Source organism: Pseudomonas sivasensis (assembly GCF_052938085.1).
This window is the reverse complement of record NZ_CP176442.1, coordinates 2,810,904-2,828,747: the sequence shown is the minus strand read 5'-3', so window position 1 is coordinate 2,828,747 and position 17,844 is coordinate 2,810,904. Positions and strand designations below refer to the sequence as shown.

Sequence of the window (17,844 nt, the reverse complement as noted above, 5' to 3'; positions counted from 1 at the left end):
AAAAAACAGCAAGACTCAACCTTTATAGCGGCAGGTAACCAGGATTCTTTAAGCCAAGGGTTGCTGTTTTTAACACATCGGATGAGTAAAGATTTCACAACCTGCAGGAACTAAAACATATCCAGCCTGTACCCCTTCAATTTCAATAGCTTGCGCAGTGGCCCTGGTTGCCGCTACCGGTTATCACCATAGTCATAGTACATAGTTTGAGTTACTAATTTTCGCCATTGCCCGTCGGCACACTATTCTCGGCTCGTTTCGGTAGAAAGATGACCGCCTGTCTACGCGCAGAGGTTGCTGGGACGATTCAGCTAACGATTTCTATGTCTTCGGTCTCCCACCAGCGCTGACGTGCCTAAAACACTTTCCAATGTGTGATAGTGAGAAGAGGCCCGTCGGGTAGGCCAGCGGTCTGGACCCAAAGCTGACGGCGGCGAAAGGCAGAAATCGGCCAGTCGCGGCCATTCGCTCAATTGAGTTTCAACCGCCTTCAGCTAGGACTAAGGCGACGTAATGAAACCCAATTGAGGATCAAGTGACGTTGTTAGGAAGGTGTGTTGCCCGGACGGTTACAGCCTTGGAGCCAGATTTCACCATAAAACCACTAATCCTCTGGCAGCAGTGATTCAAATGCACTTTTAAGGCAAATTAAGTCATTTTCAGACCTACCTAGCCCACTCCTCACTCTTTAAAGTGCACCGATCATTCAACTATCGGTGTTTTTTATGAATCTATGGTTTCGGCTTCTGTTCATGCTACTCCGCCGACCGTGGCGCAACCCCGTAAAAGCTCTGGGGTCAACCGTCATCCGAATGCGCGTATGGCCTCTAGATCTTGACTTCAATCGACACGTCACCAATGGCCGATACTTCACACTCGCCGATGTCGGACGTATGGATTTCGTTCTGCGCAGTGGTGCGTATCGAGTGGCTATTAGAACGAAAGCGCTACCAATCGTAGGGGACACCTGGGGTAAATTTCGTCGTGAGCTTAAGCTGTTTGAAACGTTTGAAGTCCACACCAGAATGCTGGGCTGGGACGACAAATGGAGCTTTATGGAACATCGGTTTCTGAGCAAAGGACGGGTGATCGGAGTTGTAGTAATGCGGGGTCTATTTCGCGCATCTAAAGGGATTATTCCACCAGGCGAATTTGTTCGGGAGTTGGGACTACCCGAAAAGTCGCCAGCGATGCCGCAATGGCTGACATCGTGGTCGGCTAGCTGCGATGCGATGAGTGGCCAACTCAGAGAAGAAGAAAGCATCAGCGATCAGCAGTCCAGCTAACCTGCTGATGTTAAGAGCCCCCACTCATTGGTATACGCTTCTATCTCCTAAACCGAGGTCATTCAGGAGATGAATTCCGCTATAGACACCATTGAGTGGCCGCTTCTGGCCGATGACTGCCAGTCGCCACCGGCAGCTATCGACCCAAAGCTGACGGTCGGCTTGGCTTAGGTTCAGATTGAGCAAGCCGGTCTCTCACCCAACCGCTCTACCAACCTTACGAGATAACCATCGGGATCCTGGACGATGAATTCGCGCTGACCTACTTCTATTTTGTCAGCCCGATACCAGGTGTCTTTGCATTCTCGATAGAGTGGAAATCCAGCCTGAACAAGTTTTTGGATGATGGGTGCGACAGCCTCAACATCAATCTGTAGGTTGATGCCTCTTCCAAACGGTTTGGTCAATAGCGCAGTCAGCCATTGACCCGCGTCCGGATCAATCTGCTCAAGCATTACTTGAGCACCATTCAAATCAAGGTACGCAAATCCGTCATCCGAACGTTGATAAGCTACTTTGAACCCCAGAAGAGAAACCCAAAAAGCCAGGCTGCTATCCAGGTTGGTGACCATTAACTCCGGAACCAGTTTGTTACGTTCGAACATGAGATGACTTCCATTTCAAAATGCTTGTTTTTGTGAGCGGGCAGGTTCTGCACCTACGGCTTCGCTGCCAGGGCGGGATCGTGGTGCGCATGATGATGCACGCTTGGGTGGGAGTTATCGAGTCGCTTTGAGTGGCAGCTTCTGGCCGCAAGCAGACCTTCATCGCCGCATAACTCAGGAAAATGCATCCTCTACAAATGCCTCTAACGCCTTGTCTTCCAAGATTTCGATGGAGAAGTGCCCAAAGCGCTTGGGCAACCAGATAATGCGTGTCCCCGATGGGGATTGCAGGTTCGCGCGGGCCAATGGCTTTCCGTTTTCGTCTTGTGGCTGAACACCGGCGACCATCAGTTCGTCGTAGGCCTTCTCGATGTCCGGCGTCGAATAGCAGTGGCGATAAATCATCCCTTCTCCCGCGGAGTCTAATAGCTCCCTCAGGTTCCCCGCCAATGGCTGTACCAACATGAAACGCTCTTGACCGATCAGCGCTATCGCGTAGCGCACATGCAGGCCACCTCGTTCCCAAACGAGCGTTTTGGATATCCGGGCATTAAGTATCTGTGCGTAGTAAGCACAGGCTTCTTCGAGATTATTGACCAGTACATCTACGTGACTGAACTTCAGATCCATTGCAGCCTCCCTGTTGAACCGGCGTCAATGTTGAGCCGGAGACCCTCAAAACTCCATGGACTTCATGAGTCCATATTGTCGGTGTAGCAATGCGCCAATTCGGCGATAAACCCGCGTTCAAACTGAGGTAAGCGAGGAGCTGTACATCGCTTGATGGCGAACAAAAGTGACTGCCCGCGTATGGCCGAAATCCGTCGTTCATAAGGCGCGGCTTCCGACCCAAAGCTGCCGCTCGCGAAATGCAACGAACGGCCAAAAGCAGACATCAATATGACCCGCTCCGAGACCACTACTCAAAACGCTGCCCGTCATGCTCCCCTATAGCTGCATTACGGCGAGCGCCCTGCGCAGGGGTTCGTCGGATATTTGGATAGGACCGTGAAATGGCACGTCCATGTCCAACACAAGGTATACGGAAGCCGCAATGAGCAATGACGAGACGATGAACATTCCTATCACCATCGAATTACGGGGTGCGCGGTATCCAAAACTAGCGAAAATGAGCGTCAACCAAGCAACAAGCATCCCAATAAGGGGGCCAGGAATCGCTCCCTCCGACTGCTCGACGATCCTCCAGCGTTGCTCGATGAGCGAATGATATTGCTGACGAATATCCTGAAGCATCGTTTCATGGTAGCGGTCCGGGGGCTTGATAACAGCCAATGACTTGCCTATGTCATCCAGGTATTTAGCCGCCTCGCTGTTTCGATGCTGCAGCGCTTCGTCTCCCCGATACGGGGTCTCGATAGCGTGCTCAAGATAGGTGATCAGACGATTGCGCGTGTCTTGTGCCGCATCGCCATAGCCCCGCAGCGTCCGATCAAAAATGATCATGCTGGTTGCGTACCCATGGAAGTTTGCATCAATGGACTCGAAGGTGTTTTTGGCAGAATTAATCATCAAGCCAAAGACCAACGATGTCATAACCACAAAAATATTGGCGACTAGACGAATTACGGTGTTGGTGTCGTCATCCCTGTGGTGGGATGCCAGTCTTGGGTACCAAAACATCATGAGAAGCGAGGAAGCAACCAGGCACCCAAAAATGGCCAATGCGATCCAGAGAGCGTTCATACATCAGGGCCCTGATCAATTTGCGTCAAGTCTTGAAGGATAGACCATTGGGTGTTTTCAGAACTCTGCTCGGCAGTTACTGCGTTTACCGTCCAGAAATGACTTCAGTATTGGTTTGAACACCGGCGGTGATTATCAGTCGGTATTGGTCTAGCTCTGCCCATCATGAAAGGCAGCAAATCACGAGCGTCTGCTTATGGTCCAGAGTGTGTCAAAGCGCACGTCGAGGTGCATCGCATCCAGCTAGCAATCTGGGCCGATCGCCGGAACACTCTGTCGAATATAGTCATTGTCGAACTCACTGCTTCCGATGAATTGGAAGCCATGGCGGATATAAAAGCGATTCGAAGCGCTTTCTTTGAGAGCACCCACTTTAATAGGGAGCGCAGCCGCATCCGCCTCTTTGAAAATCTGAGTGAGAACAGCAGACCCTACCCCTGACCCTTGCGCGCTCGGTCTCACATACAAGTGGTCGAGCAAGAGTTCATTGTGTTGATGCTTGATCACGACGAAACCAACCCTCTCTCCAGACACCTCGATGTAGCGTGTGTTGCGAGCCTCAAAGCCGCTAAGAAACCGCTCGCGCGCGCGGACTGGATCAAATCGACCAACACGCTCCAGACTTTCGCGCATGGCCTCAATTCGAATGGCTACAAGATTATCCAAGTCGCTCTGTTGAGCCAGGACCAAAATGATTGGGGAATTCTGATTGGGTGCGACGGGCATATTTTGTGCTCCAACTTTTATCCTGGGGAGCCATTGAAGCGGCCCAGATACCGTAGAAAAATTTGAGAGTCCACTTCTGGACCAGAGTGTATAAAACCGCTTAGCCAAAATTGAAGTGTGCGCATCTACGTTAAATCCGAAATTTATCGGCACATCAGCAGATGTGAATTTCGCACAGAAGCGCGATTTTCAGTCCAGTTTTGAGTGCCTATTGCGTAGAAAACCGTTTTTACACAGCCTCGGCCAAGAGCAACCGTTGCGCCTATTCAATAAACCAAGGGCGATTCACCTTTATTTCAAACCGGGTCAGGTATCTATCCTTCTCACTTACTGCTTGACCCATTCTGATTCATCAGGCTAGTTGAGGCCGCCCTTTACCGACCTTGATAAGGAAATTATGAAGCCTCTCTACCTGTGTTCACTTCTGCTGCTTGCAGGCTGCGCCCCAGCACCGAAATACCTCGTGCCCGCGGGGGCGCCTCAGGCGCTTATCCGTAGCGAGTTGGTGTCGATGGAGAATTATCGAAACAGCGTGTCCCTGGTCGAGGCGCCTCCAATGGCCTGCAAATACGGCAGAACCGTGGCGATTGCGCAGGGAGGGCAGTTGGTTTCCGTTTATAAGAACGTATCGACGCCGGAGGGCTTCTTTCCGATTGAAGCCGGCAAGCCGCTGCACTTGGTGATGCGCGGTGCGGCCAATGCCAATCGCTCGTGCAGCATAGCGTTTGTCAGCCAATTTGCGCCGGGCGCGCGTTACGTGATCAAAGGAGGAATTGTCGACAGCCCGGGCGCGCTGAGCGGTTGTCACATTGACATATTCAATGTCGATTCGGGCGCGCGCGTTCCCATGGCCGATGAGCCGAAAATGGACCGAAATTGTGCGTTGGACCGATTACCGACGCTCCAGTGAGACATTGCACCTCTGCACTGCGCGACCGCTTGCCAGCACCCGAACGATATTAAACGGGCCTCATGGTCGCGCATGGCGAATTACTCAATAGGCCCTCAATAGTCATACGACCTCTCCTGCTCAGCCCTGTCTATCTCTACCTCAACGCAATCACCTAAACAATCTTGTTAAGTCCATAAGAAACAAAGCCCGCGGTCATCCCACAAAAAACCTCCCTTGCCCATTCGCCCCAAACACGCTACAAATCCGCCACAGCGTTGTACGACAACCTAAAAATAATTTGCCATCCTCGACGATGGAAGCCACTGCCCGAGCCCTTACCATGACGCCCCCTGCCCCCAATCTTTTCCCCCGCCACATCGCCGTGTTGATCCTGCTCTGCATGGGCTGCGCCTTCGCCGGCAACCACATCGCCGCTCGCGTGGCCTTCGACGACGGCGCCGGTGTTCTCCTCGCTATTCTGCTGCGCTCCGGCGGTACGTTGTTGGTGCTGGGCGCGTTGGTACTCTGGCAACGGCAAAGCCTGCGCCTGCCTTCGGGTGCATGGCGCTGGCAGTTACTGCTGGGCCTGCTCATCACCGCGCAAAGCCTGTGCCTCTATTCCGCCGTAGCCCGCGTACCGGTAGCGCTGGCGTTGCTGGTGGCCAACGTTTTCCCGATTTTGCTGGCGCTGCTGACCTGGGCACTAGGCGGCCCACGTCCGACGGCGCGCACCGCCTTGCTGATGGGTTTGATTCTGGTGGGTCTGGTGTTCGTGCTGGACGTGCCCACTCGCCTTTCAGCCGACGCCGACATCGGCCCGCAATGGCTGCTCGGCGTCACCCTCGCCTTCTGCGCCGCCTTTGTATTCGCTTGCGCGCTGTGGATCACCGATCACAAGTTGTCCCAGGTACGGGGTTCGGTGCGCAGTCTGCTGACAATTTTCATTGTGTTCAGCAGCGTTAACCTTGCGGGCTGGAGTGGCGCCCTTGCCGACGGCCTGAACCCACCGGCCAGCCTGACTGGTTGGCTGGCGCTGGCCACATTGGTCGTGCTCTACGGCACCGGTTTTATCGTGCTGTTCATGTCGGTGCCGCGCCTGGATATGTCGCGAAATGCGCCGGTGATGAACATTGAGCCGCTGGCGACGTTGCTGATGGGCTGGCTCGTGCTCGATCAAATGCTCAGCGCCGGTCAGGTGACTGGCGGCGTCATCGTGGTGACAGGAATTGTGCTGCTGACGTATCGCACGTCCGCTCAGCGTTCCGCCAAGGCCTGAAGCGTGCCTCTAGCCCTTGCAGAAAGTCGCTGCTGACTACGCGGAGGACTCTTTTGAACCCCGCCGTCTGGCCGCCGCCTCGGATAATCAGGCATCCCCCTGCGCATTCCGAGGCCTTCCCTTATGACGAGCTCATCCACCGAACAGGTCAGCCCCCAAACCCTGCGAAAGGTCATCATCGCCGCCGGCATCGGTAACTTCGTCGAGTGGTTCGACTTCGCCGTCTATGGCTTTCTTGCCACCACCATCGCGCAACAATTCTTCCCCAGTGGCGATGCCAGCGCAGCACTGCTCAAGACCTTTGCCGTGTTTGCCGTGGCCTTCGCCTTTCGGCCGTTGGGCGGGATTTTCTTTGGCATGCTCGGCGACCGCATCGGCCGCAAGCGTACCCTGGCCATGACGATTTTGCTGATGGCCGGTGCGACCACCTTGATCGGCCTGCTGCCCACTTACGCCGCCATCGGCGTGACAGCGCCGATTCTGTTGTCGCTGATTCGCTGCGCCCAAGGCTTCTCCGCCGGGGGCGAATATGCCGGTGCCTGCGCCTATCTGATGGAGCACGCGCCGAGCAACAAACGCGCCTGGTACGGCAGCTTCGTGCCGGTGTCGACGTTCTCCGCGTTCGCCGCTGCCGCAGTGGTGGCCTACGCCCTAGAGGCGTCGCTGTCCGCCGAGGCGATGGGCAGTTGGGGCTGGCGCCTGCCGTTCCTGATCGCCGCACCGCTGGGTCTGGTCGGGCTGTATCTGCGCTGGAAACTGGATGAGACACCCGCCTTCCAGGCCGTGAAGCAGGAACACGCGGTCGCCCACTCTCCGCTCAAGGAAACCTTGCGCAACCATGGTGCGGCGATTTGCTGCCTGGGCGCGTTTGTATCGCTGACGGCGCTCTCGTTTTATATGTTCACCACCTACTTCGCGACATACCTGCAGGTGGCAGGTGGGCTGAGTCGGGCGGCGGCGTTGCTGGTGTCGTTGATCGCGCTGATTTTCGCCGCGGCAATCTGCCCGCTGGCGGGGCTGTATTCGGATAGGGTGGGTCGTCGGGTCACGGTAATGACCGCCTGCGTGTTGCTGATGGTGGTGGTGTATCCGTCGTTCCTGATGGCCAGTTCAGGTTCGTTCGCGGCCTCGATCGTGGGGGTGATGCTGCTCGCGGTAGGTGCGGTGTTATGTGGGGTGGTCACGGCGGCGTTGCTGTCGGAGACCTTCCCGACTCGGACGCGGTATACCGCCTCGGCAATCACTTACAACATGGCCTATACGATCTTCGGGGGTACCGCGCCGCTGATGGCGACATGGTTGATCAGCACCACCGGCAGCAACCTGTCACCCGCGTTTTATCTGATAGCCGTAGCGTTGCTGGCGCTGGCAGGCGGGTTGGCGTTGCCGGAGACATCGAGGATCTCCCTGCATGACGTGGGCGCTGAGGAAAAAGGCTCAGCGGCGGTGCTCTCGCGTTAGTGCTACATGACGTAATGCCCACGAATGCGGTGGGTCAGGTAAGAATACTTCGCCTGTACCGCCGCCTTCGAAGCCTCGCTAAAGCTCGACATCTCCCACAGGAAACTGGGTAAAGCAGGTATCAGCGCTTCACGCAGACAAACAAAGCATTCCCGCTCGTGCCCTCCCAGGGCGTGATGCATTCGTAGTCATGCTCGAAGATGTGCACCTCGAACTGTGGCGTCAACAACTGCTGCAACTCGGTGAAACTGAAGGCGACCATCGGGTGTTCGTCCTGCCAAGCCTCAGTCACACCCGCGGTGGTCTTCTCGATACTCAGGCGCAGCGCCTGCTGCTCGCCCTCCTCGCTGTAGTGCCAGCCGGAACCGAAGGTGAAGTGGCTGCCTTCAAACTCAACGCTATGGCGTACCAGCAAACGGTTGTCGATGTGCTGCTTGTCCACCGCGTTGAAACAGAACACGCCATTTTCGGCGAGCGCCCCGTGCACGCTGGTCAGGCACATGCGCAGTTTGGCCAGGCTGGCGTTGTAATGGGTCGAGTAGAGAAAGCAAGTGATCAGATCTTGCGCGTCGTCCACCTGGAAACCCGCCATGTCCTGGCGGCTGAACCGCGCCTCCGGGCAGCGCAGTTGGGCGAGGTCCAGCATCGGTTGGCTGATGTCCAGGCCGGCGCTGTGGTAGCCAAAGTCGAGGAAATGACGCACATGGGGCCCGGTGCCGCAGGCCAAGTCCAAGTGCCGACGCCCGTTATTGCCGAACAGTTGGTGCAACCGGCGAACGCTGTGACTCTGTGCGCGATAGTCGATGTCGGCGCACATCAGGTCGTAGTAGATGGAAAGATCGGTGTACAGCGCGTTGGAGGACATAGGTAGCCAGAGCGGTCGGCGGGAATTTCGCGGCGGCATGGTAACTCAGTCCGTCGTCAGAACCGTTACACTCGCGCCTCAATCATCCGCCAAGGAGGCAACCATGAGCGTTCGTGGTCAAGACCGTCAGATCGACAACATAGAATTCAACGTGGGCGACATCCACCGTAGCAAAGCCTTCTACGGCGCCGTTTTCGGCTGGACATTCGTGGACTACGGGCCCACCTACACCGAGTTCAGCGATGGGCGGCTGACGGGCGGGTTCACCACGGGAGAACCCGTTCGGCCAGGGGGGCCGTTGGTGATTTTGTTTGCGAATGACCTCGAAGGGGCGCACCAACGAATCACGGCTGCAGGCGCTGTGATAAGCCGCGAGACGTTTGCGTTCCCCGGTGGGCGCAGGTTCCACTTCATCGATCCGGATGGTTATGAACTGGCGGTTTGGTCGGATCAGTGAGTGATCGCTGCACCACGAGTGCAGGCCACGCAGTTTAAGTGGCCCGCATCGCACCCCCACGTCACGCCCAGACCGAGCACGCCGGTGTCCTTGATCGCCGATGGGCCGTTACTGCCGAAGCTGGTTTTGCCAGCAACATCCGCCACGTAGTTGACCACCGAACGCAGCTATTCCTCGCGCAACTCATGGCGCCAGACCAGTGCGCTGCGGGTTTGGTCTCGTAGTGGTGCTGCACAACGCCAGCGGAAAGGTTCAGATACCGGGCGTTGGCGGTGTAGGTCGCGACGAACGGTTGTTCCGACCCTGCATCGCCTTTATGCTCACGCAGCAAATTACCGGCGGCGTGCCGGCTCAGAGCGAGAGCACGATTAAAAAAGCACGACAACGCCGCTTATGCGGCGTGAAATTTGAGTTGGAGTCAGTTATTACGGCGTAAACGGCTACAAAAACGTGATGTTTAAGGAAATCAAATAAAACTTAAGGAAGTCAAATGAGCACATGGTTCAGTAATATCCAGCTTGGCTTTGATATGGCAACAAGCTTGACAATTGTAGGTGCAGCGATCACTTGGACTATTCGCCAGAAGAAACAAGCCGAAGCTGAAAAGATTCGCGGAATCAATCAAAACGCAAGATCAACAGGTCTTCAAAAAGTTCAAGATGTGCTTTTTGAAATAGAAGACAAGTACTCAATACTGGTTAGCAAGACACAAGCCTTTGAAAAAAGTATTGATCTGCGTGTTCGCTGGTCTGATGGCGCACCAGACTTCACTCGCCTAAACAAGAAGATAATAGACGACAGTGATTTTTTAGTAGCATCAGTGGACCGCCTACAAGATATTCGTGAAGAATTAGGCCAATTTTATGAACTCATTCAGGTTAGACGCTACAGCTTGATCCCTCTACTGGATGCCATTAAAGAGGGTGACAAATATATTGGCGTATTCAAACGCAACATTGATGAGGTTGGCGACGCATACAATGCAATGGGGTCGCGCAATGTATGGTTGCTAAAAGAACTTCACACAACGATCACCTTGCTCAATGATGAATACGGTGATGAATTGACCAACGTATCCAATGAATTTTCAAACACTCTATTCGAGAAAATAGCGGCTAACGAAAAAATAGCAAACGCCATCCAATCCATCATCTTCGATGAATCCTATTTCTACTGGGTTCAAGGATTCGTCCCTGATGGTAAAGAAGAAGATTTTCTGAAAAAGGTTGTTATACCTGATGAAATCGAAGACCGGGCTTTATGCTCTGAAGTAATATTTAATTTCATTGCATCCCTGATGAAGAAGAATCATGAGTTACTTTCTCAAGTCCTCGTAACCGCATCAAGCTCAGTAATGCAAGCACGCATTGAATGTAAAGATATTTTGATTGCACTCAGCGCAATCTCACACAAGTTGGTCATGGACAATAACAACGAAACCTTGGAGCAAGTAATTGGGAAGTATGACGCCGAGGAATACTTCGGTCGAAACATCACGATCCGCTAATAAGTAATCTTTTCTCGCAAAGAGCCTTAAAACTCTTTGCGCACCTATTCAATTCAAAAAGTCATATTTCAGACCAACACATGAAAAATCTTTTGATTGCATCTATCTTATTTGGCTCCGCGCTTTCCTTGAAGGTATTTGCGGGCGGGCTGGAAGTCGCGCACAAACTAATCGAGCAGCGCTGGTACTCTTTCAATGACATCATAGAAAAGAGAAAGAAATATAGCAGGGTAGATATTTCGCGAGGGTATATCGAATATTACTTCGAGGGTGATGAATACAGCGCCAAATACCCAGAAGAAAAGTTGTCGCCACGTGCAAAATTCTATTCCAATCATGGGACCGTTGGTACCTATGCGGCTGCTGATTATGAGACCGAGCTAGACAAAGCGTGCGTAGATGTTGTCTCAGGCTCTCTAGGAACATTTAAAGGCAGCTATGAAAACTCTAAAAGACCTGATAGGCAACACTATAAGCGCATGGTTGTTGGCATCAGGTCTCTAACATACAAAGGCCCTGAGTATAACTTCAAGAGCCCTTCATCTTGGTCGCCTGTGGAGTTGCCCAAGGACAAAAGAAGTCTTCTGTGTGAAATTTATGAAGTCAAGAGTGACGCGAGCGATCTGAAATACATTGTTTATGCTGCTTCAGTGGCAACCGCTATGTATGACGAAATTCATACGGTGCCACAGCCAGATGAGTCGAGTAACTAAAACTCCTCGCACTCATGCTGCGGCAACCATTGCTGCGGCATTAGCTGGATTCACCTTGAGGCTGTGAACGGGTTCTACCCCAGGCCCTGCAGTGTTTCTATGTCAGCATCCCGCCCCCCTTCACATAACGCGGCAAACGACTATGACCGACTTCGACTTCAAAACACATTTCATCTCGGTACTGCCACCCGACCCGCCCGGCCTGGACCTCGGCTTTGACGAATTCATCACCTTCAACCCCACTGACCTGGCCACCCTCCCCGCGCCAGACGCTGAATTCCTCCTCAAGCACGGCCTGCCGCGCGACGCCGCGCCCTTTCTGAGTTTCGAGGCCTACAGCCAAGCCGAAGCACAACGCAGGTTGGCAATATTCGGCATCGCCAACCACTATTTTCCTTTGGGGCACACCGGCTCCGGGGACGTCATCGCGCTTGATCGACACAGTGGGACGATTGTCTATTTCAACCACGACGCCCATCACGCACGCGTACTCATCAATACCTCACTGCCCCAGTTCGCCCGCAGCTTGTGCGTGTTCCAGGCACATCTGCGAGACAACACGATGGCGCGCTGTTTACCCGAGATCCAATGCATCGATCCTGCCGCCGCCGTGCCGGGCACGATGTGGGCGGATGAGGTCAGCGCAGAACTCAACGGGTAGAAGTGAACGCTGATGACCCACCACGAATTGGCCGACCTCTATCGAGCCTATAACGCCGACCTTAACCGTCTCGACTTGATAAGGCCGCCATTGAAACGCAGCTAAACTCCACAGACCCTCGACTGCGTGGAGACTGCTCATGACCCACAAAAACACCCTCTGCCTCTGGTACAACGGGAGCGCCGAAGAGGCTGCCAAGTTCTACGCCAACACCTTTCCCGACAGTGCGGTGAACGCCGTGCATCGTGCACCAGCGGATTACCCGTCCGGCAAACGGGGCGACGTCTTGACCGTCGAATTCACGGTACTCGGCATCCCCTGCATCGGCCTGAACGGCGGCCCGATCTTTCCCCACACCGAGGCGTTTTCCTTCCAAGTGGCCACCGATGACCAAGCCGAAACCGACCGGTACTGGAACGCAATCATCGACAACGGCGGCCAGCCGAGCGCCTGCGGCTGGTGCAAGGACAAGTGGGGCCTGTCGTGGCAGATCTCTCCGCGCGTGTTGACGGAGGCGGTGACTAACCCTGATCCAGCCATCGCCAAGCGCGCGTTCGAGACGATGATGACCATGACCAAAATCGACATTGCGGCGATTGAGGCAGCGATAAAGGGCTGAGGCGGCAACTGGCGAGGCTATCCAGGGCTTCAATGCGCTCCGCCTGGCAGCGTCAGGCGCAATTGTCGCGTCGGCCCATGCGCCAAAAAAAGACAGCGAGCCGACGGTCCGGTTGCGACTCACCCAATACCGACCTAGTGTTTCATGTCTCCTCTGCTCACCCAGGTGACGCCATGCCTACACTCTCACGCCCCGCCGTACTCGAACTGATCGGCAACACGCCGTTGGTACGGGTCAGCCGCTTCGATACCGGCCTCTGCACGCTGTTCCTCAAGCTGGAATCCCAAAACCCCGGCGGTTCCATCAAGGACCGCATCGGCCTGGCCATGATCGACGCCGCCGAGCGTGACGGCCGCCTGCGTCCCGGCGGCACCATCATTGAGGCAACCGCCGGCAACACCGGCTTGGGCCTGGCGCTGGTGGGCAGGGCCAAGGGTTATCGGGTGGTGCTGGTAGTACCCGACAAAATGTCCACGGAGAAAGTGCTGCACCTTAAGGCCATGGGCGCCGAGGTGCATATCACCCGCTCCGATGTGGGCAAGGGCCACCCCGAGTATTACCAGGACATGGCTGCGCGTCTGGCCCAGGAGATTCCCGGCTCATTCTTCGCCGACCAGTTCAACAACCCGGCCAATCCCCAGGCTCACGAGACCAGCACCGCGCCGGAGATCTGGGCGCAAACCCAGCATGACCTGGATGCCATTGTGGTCGGCGTCGGTTCGGCAGGTACCCTCACCGGCCTGACCCGATTCTTCAAGCGCGTGCAACCGGAGCTGGAAATGGTACTGGCCGATCCGGTGGGTTCGGTAATGGCTGAATACAGCCGCAGCGGCCAGTTGATAACACCCGGCTCGTGGGCCGTGGAAGGCATTGGCGAGGACTTCATTCCGTCGATTGCCGACCTGTCCAGCGTGCGCCACGCCTATTCCATCAGCGATGAAGAGAGCTTCGACCACGCGCGCCAACTGCTCAAGGCCGAGGGCATTCTCGGCGGGTCCTCCACCGGCACCCTGCTCGCCGCTGCCTTGCGCTATTGCCGCGAACAAACCACGCCCAAGCGCGTGGTTAGCTTTGTGTGCGACACCGGCACGCGCTATCTGTCGAAGGTCTACAACGACCAGTGGATGACCGACGCGGGGTTGCTGCATTACAAACACTACGGCGACCTGCGCGACCTGATCGCCCGCCGCTTCGAAGACGGCCGCGTGATCAGCGTGAGCCCCGACGACACCCTGCTCACCGCCTTCCAGCGCATGCGTCTGGCCGACGTGTCGCAACTACCGGTGTTGGTCAACGGCCGCGAACTGGTGGGCGTGATCGACGAATCCGACATCCTGCTGGGCCTGCACCACGATGCCGCGCACTTCACGATGATCGTCGCCAGCGCCATGACCGACAACCTGCAAACCCTGTCCCCCAGCGCCAGCCTGGCCGAATTGCAAACTGAACTGGATCGCGGCTTGGTCGCCATCATTGCCGATGCAGGAGGCTTTTATGGCCTGATCACCCGCGTCGACCTGCTCAACCACCTGCGGAGATCCCTTGCATGAGCCAGCCTGATAAAAGTGCGTTTGCCACCCGTGTGATCCACGCCGGGCAGTTCCCAGACCCAACCACTGGCGCGCTGATGCCGCCGATCTACGCCAACTCCACCTACCTGCAAGACAGCCCCGGCGTGCACAAGGGCTTCGACTACGGCCGCTCCCACAACCCCACGCGGTTTGCTCTGGAGCGTTGCGTGGCAGACCTTGAAGGCGGCAGCCAGGCGTTTGCCTTTGCATCCGGGCTCGCGGCGATTTCTACGGTGCTGGAGCTGCTGGATGCGGGCGCCCATATCGTTTCCGGTAACGACCTCTATGGCGGCACCTTTCGGCTGTTCGACAAGGTGCGCCAACGCAGCGCCGGGCATCGTTTCAGCTTTGTCGATTTGAGTGATGTAACGGCGTTTGAAGCATCCTTGCAGGACGATACGCGCATGGTCTGGGTCGAAACCCCGAGCAACCCGCTGCTCAGCCTCACCGACTTGGCCGCCATCGCAGGTATCTGCCGCAATCGCGGGATCATCTGCGTGGCTGACAACACCTTCGCCAGCCCCTGGATCCAGCGCCCGCTGGAGCTGGGCGTGGATGTGGTGGTGCACTCCACCACTAAATACCTCAACGGCCATTCCGATGTGATCGGCGGTATTGCCATTGTCGGTGACAACCCCGAATTGGCTGATCGCCTGGGTTTCCTGCAGAACTCAGTGGGCGCCATCGCCGGGCCTTTCGACGCGTTCCTGACCCTGCGCGGCGTGAAAACGTTGGCCCTGCGCATGGAGCGTCATTGCAGCAACGCGCTGGACCTGGCCACCTGGCTGGAGCAACAACCGCAAGTGGCGCGGGTCTATTACCCAGGCCTGGCATCCCATCCGCAGCACGAACTGGCACGCCGGCAAATGCGCGGGTTTGGTGGGATGATTTCAGTGGATTTGAACAGCGACCTGGCGGGCGCCACCCGCTTTCTGGAACACGTGAACATCTTCGCCCTGGCCGAAAGCCTGGGAGGTGTGGAAAGCCTGATCGAACATCCGGCGATCATGACCCATGCCAGCATCCCGGCGGCGACGCGGGCGCAGCTGGGGATTGGCGACGGGTTGGTGCGGTTGTCGGTGGGGGTTGAGGATGTGGACGATCTACGAGCGGACCTGGCGCAAGCCTTGGCCCGTATATAACCCCCCCAGAAAACAACGATCAAATGTGGGAGGGGGCTTGCTCCCGATAGCGGCGTGTCAGGCACTGAATATTTGTCTGAACCACCGCCATCGGGAGCAAGCCCACCTCCCACATTCGGTATGCGTTACACCTGGACGATGTTGGCACGCGCCGAATGCAGCTTCTTGTAGCTGTCAATCAAACGCAAATGCCGGTCCAAGCCTTCCAGCTTGATGCTCGTCGGCGTCAACCCATAGAACCGCACACTGCCATCGACCGAGCCGATCACCGCATCCATTCGCTCATTACCAAACATGCGGCGGAAGTTGGCTTCGTAATCCGCCAAGTCCAAGTCGTCGTCCAGTTCCATCTCCAGCACACCGTTCAACGCCTGGTAGAACAGGCCGCGCTCGGCGGTGTTGTCGTTGTACTGCAGGAACATCTCCACGCACTCCTTGGCCTCTTCATATTGCTGCAAGGCCAGGAAAATCAGCAGCTTCAACTCCAGGATGGTCAGTTGGCCCCATACCGTGTTGTCGTCGAACTCGATGCCGATCAAGGTGGTGATGTCGGTGTAATCGTCCAGCTCGCTTTCGATCAGGCGCTCGACCAATGCCTGCAATTCTTCCGTGTCCAGGCGATGCAGGTTGAGAATGTCCTCGCGGAAGAACAGCGCTTTGTTGGTGTTGTCCCAGATCAGGTCGTCCACCGGGTAGATTTCCGAGTAATCCGGCACCAGGATGCGGCAAGCGGTGGCGCCGAGGTGCTCGTACACCGCCATATAGGCTTCTTTGCCCATGCCTTCCAGGATGCCGAACAAGGTCGCAGCCTCTTGGACGTTGGAGTCTTCGCCTTCACCGGAGAAGTCCCACTCGACAAACTCGTAGTCCGATTGCGCGCTGAAGAAGCGCCACGACACCACACCGCTGGAGTCGATGAAGTGCTCGACGAAGTTGTTCGGCTCCGTCACCGCCTGGCCTTCGAAGGTCGGCTGCGGCAAGTCGTTCAAACCCTCGAAACTGCGGCCTTGCAGTAATTCGGTGAGGCTGCGCTCCAGCGCCACTTCCAGGCTCGGGTGGGCACCGAAGGAGGCGAATACCCCGCCGGTGCGCGGGTTCATCAAGGTCACACACATCACCGGGAATTCGCCGCCCAGGGATGCATCCTTGACCAGCACCGGGAAGCCTTGGGCTTCCAGGCCTTCGATGCCCGCCACAATGCTTGGGTATTTGGCGAGCACCTCAGCCGGCACGTCCGGCAGGGCAAATTCACCTTCGATGATTTCACGCTTGACCGCGCGCTCGAAAATCTCCGAAAGGCACTGCACCTGGGCTTCAGCCAGGGTGTTGCCCGCGCTCATGCCGTTGCTGAGGTAGAGGTTTTCAATCAGGTTGGACGGGAAGTACACCACCTCGCCATCGGACTGGCGCACGAACGGCAGCGAAACAATGCCGCGCGCTTCGTTGCCGGAGTTGGTGTCGAACAGATGCGAACCGCGCAGCTCGCCTTCGCGGTCGTAAACCTTGCGGCAATAAGCGTCGAGGATTTCAGTCGGCAGCTCGTCGTTGGGGCCTGGCTGGAACCAACGCTCGTCCGGGTAATGCACGAACGGCGCGTTGGCCAGTTCTTCACCCCAGAATTGGTCGTTGTAGAAGAAGTTGCAGTTGAGCCGCTCGATGAATTCGCCCAATGCCGACGCCAGCGCGCCCTCTTTGGTCGCGCCCTTGCCGTTGGTGAAACACATTGGCGAGTGCGCATCGCGGATATGCAGCGACCACACGTTGGGCACGATATTGCGCCACGAGGCGATCTCGATCTTCATGCCCAGGCCGGCAAGGATCCCGGACATGTTGGCGATGGTCTGTTCCAGCGGCAGGTCCTTGCCCGCGATGTAGGTGCCCTGCTCCGACAGGCTGCTGGGCATCAACAAGGCCTGGGCGTCGGCGTCGAGATTTTCCACCTCTTCGATCACAAATTCGGGACCGGCCTGCACCACTTTTTTCACCGTGCAACGGTCGATGGAGCGCAGGATGCCCTGGCGGTCCTTATCGGAGATATCCGCGGGCAACTCGACCTGGATCTTGAAGATCTGGTTATAGCGGTTTTCCGGGTCGACGATGTTGTTCTGGGACAGGCGGATATTGTCGGTGGGGATGTTGCGGGTCTGGCAGTACAGCTTCACAAAGTACGCCGCGCACAGCGCCGACGATGCCAGGAAGTAGTCGAAGGGCCCCGGTGCCGAACCATCGCCCTTATAGCGAATAGGTTGGTCGGCAATCACCGTGAAGTCATCGAACTTGGCTTCAAGCCGGAGGTTGTCGAGAAAGTTGACCTTGATTTCCATGGGGGCACACCAGAATTACGGGCTAAACAAAAATG

The 17,844-nt window shown here is 56.2% G+C and carries 18 protein-coding genes; 11 read left to right on the top strand and 7 right to left on the bottom strand.

From position 1 onward, the window contains the following. Nucleotides 1-725 precede the first annotated feature (725 nt). Complete coding sequence (locus ACKZ62_RS13035; RefSeq protein WP_032885276.1) at nt 726-1,286, top strand: thioesterase family protein; 561 nt, start codon at nt 726-728, stop codon at nt 1,284-1,286. A 173-nt stretch (nt 1,287-1,459) separates the two neighbouring features. On the opposite strand, the gene ACKZ62_RS13030 is transcribed toward ACKZ62_RS13035, so the two are convergent. The 4 genes from ACKZ62_RS13030 to ACKZ62_RS13015 form a co-directional block, all read right to left on the bottom strand. Next, a complete protein-coding gene (locus tag ACKZ62_RS13030) occupies nt 1,460-1,891 on the bottom strand; it encodes a bleomycin resistance protein (RefSeq protein WP_095184644.1) in 432 nt (143 codons plus the stop codon). Nucleotides 1,892-2,065: 174 nt separating this feature from the next. Next, nucleotides 2,066-2,521, bottom strand: a complete 456-nt coding sequence (locus tag ACKZ62_RS13025; protein ID WP_032885278.1) for a VOC family protein — start codon at nt 2,519-2,521, stop codon at nt 2,066-2,068. Nucleotides 2,522-2,839: 318 nt separating this feature from the next. After that, nucleotides 2,840-3,595: a bestrophin-like domain gene (locus tag ACKZ62_RS13020; protein ID WP_447096790.1), complete on the bottom strand. Its 756-nt coding sequence runs from the start codon at nt 3,593-3,595 to the stop codon at nt 2,840-2,842. 243 nt (nt 3,596-3,838) lie between these two features. Next, nucleotides 3,839-4,321: a GNAT family N-acetyltransferase gene (locus ACKZ62_RS13015; RefSeq protein WP_447096789.1), complete on the bottom strand. Its 483-nt coding sequence runs from the start codon at nt 4,319-4,321 to the stop codon at nt 3,839-3,841. 397 nt (nt 4,322-4,718) lie between these two features. On the opposite strand from ACKZ62_RS13015, the gene ACKZ62_RS13010 reads away from it, so the two are divergent. The 3 genes from ACKZ62_RS13010 to ACKZ62_RS13000 all read left to right on the top strand — a co-directional run bounded on the left by ACKZ62_RS13010 (nt 4,719) and on the right by ACKZ62_RS13000 (nt 7,950). Then, a complete protein-coding gene (locus ACKZ62_RS13010; protein ID WP_032885281.1) occupies nt 4,719-5,231 on the top strand; it encodes a hypothetical protein in 513 nt (170 codons plus the stop codon). 322 nt (nt 5,232-5,553) lie between these two features. Further along, nucleotides 5,554-6,489, top strand: coding sequence for an EamA family transporter (locus ACKZ62_RS13005; protein ID WP_339481524.1), 936 nt, complete (start codon nt 5,554-5,556; stop codon nt 6,487-6,489). Nucleotides 6,490-6,612: 123 nt separating this feature from the next. Continuing rightward, nucleotides 6,613-7,950 (top strand): MFS transporter, encoded by a 1,338-nt coding sequence (locus ACKZ62_RS13000; RefSeq protein WP_032885283.1) that lies wholly within the window; start codon nt 6,613-6,615, stop codon nt 7,948-7,950. A gap of 121 nt (nt 7,951-8,071) precedes the next feature. Here ACKZ62_RS13000 and ACKZ62_RS12995 read toward each other — a convergent pair whose 3' ends face one another. Further along, the gene (locus ACKZ62_RS12995) at nt 8,072-8,815 is read right to left on the bottom strand and encodes a class I SAM-dependent DNA methyltransferase (protein ID WP_447096788.1); all 744 of its coding nucleotides are present in this window, start codon (nt 8,813-8,815) and stop codon (nt 8,072-8,074) included. Between the two features lie 103 nt (nt 8,816-8,918). Between ACKZ62_RS12995 and ACKZ62_RS12990 the strand changes: the two genes are divergently transcribed. Beyond that, nucleotides 8,919-9,272: a VOC family protein gene (locus ACKZ62_RS12990; RefSeq protein ID WP_032885286.1), complete on the top strand. Its 354-nt coding sequence runs from the start codon at nt 8,919-8,921 to the stop codon at nt 9,270-9,272. Here the strand turns inward: ACKZ62_RS12990 and ACKZ62_RS12985 are convergent. Next, the gene (locus ACKZ62_RS12985; protein ID WP_447096787.1) at nt 9,266-9,430 is read right to left on the bottom strand and encodes a hypothetical protein; all 165 of its coding nucleotides are present in this window, start codon (nt 9,428-9,430) and stop codon (nt 9,266-9,268) included. The genes ACKZ62_RS12990 and ACKZ62_RS12985 overlap by 7 nt on opposite strands. 332 nt (nt 9,431-9,762) lie before the next feature. On the opposite strand from ACKZ62_RS12985, the gene ACKZ62_RS12980 reads away from it, so the two are divergent. From ACKZ62_RS12980 to ACKZ62_RS12955, 6 genes are all read left to right on the top strand, one after another. Then, nucleotides 9,763-10,779, top strand: a complete 1,017-nt coding sequence (locus tag ACKZ62_RS12980) for a hypothetical protein (protein ID WP_122753481.1) — start codon at nt 9,763-9,765, stop codon at nt 10,777-10,779. An 80-nt stretch (nt 10,780-10,859) separates the two neighbouring features. Then, complete coding sequence (locus ACKZ62_RS12975; protein ID WP_447096786.1) at nt 10,860-11,492, top strand: hypothetical protein; 633 nt, start codon at nt 10,860-10,862, stop codon at nt 11,490-11,492. A gap of 142 nt (nt 11,493-11,634) precedes the next feature. Beyond that, nucleotides 11,635-12,153, top strand: a complete 519-nt coding sequence (locus ACKZ62_RS12970) for an SUKH-4 family immunity protein (protein WP_447096785.1) — start codon at nt 11,635-11,637, stop codon at nt 12,151-12,153. Between the two features lie 139 nt (nt 12,154-12,292). Next, the gene (locus ACKZ62_RS12965; RefSeq protein ID WP_447096784.1) at nt 12,293-12,772 is read left to right on the top strand and encodes a VOC family protein; all 480 of its coding nucleotides are present in this window, start codon (nt 12,293-12,295) and stop codon (nt 12,770-12,772) included. A gap of 173 nt (nt 12,773-12,945) precedes the next feature. Next, entirely contained in the window at nt 12,946-14,322 is a 1,377-nt protein-coding gene (locus tag ACKZ62_RS12960) for a pyridoxal-phosphate dependent enzyme (protein ID WP_447096783.1), read from the top strand. Continuing rightward, nucleotides 14,319-15,485 (top strand): cystathionine gamma-synthase, encoded by a 1,167-nt coding sequence (locus ACKZ62_RS12955; RefSeq protein ID WP_447096782.1) that lies wholly within the window; start codon nt 14,319-14,321, stop codon nt 15,483-15,485. Before ACKZ62_RS12960 ends, ACKZ62_RS12955 begins: the two co-directional genes overlap by 4 nt. 125 nt (nt 15,486-15,610) lie before the next feature. Here the strand turns inward: ACKZ62_RS12955 and ACKZ62_RS12950 are convergent, their stop codons facing one another. After that, nucleotides 15,611-17,809, bottom strand: a complete 2,199-nt coding sequence (locus tag ACKZ62_RS12950; protein ID WP_032885296.1) for an OsmC domain/YcaO domain-containing protein — start codon at nt 17,807-17,809, stop codon at nt 15,611-15,613. Nucleotides 17,810-17,844 lie beyond the last annotated feature (35 nt).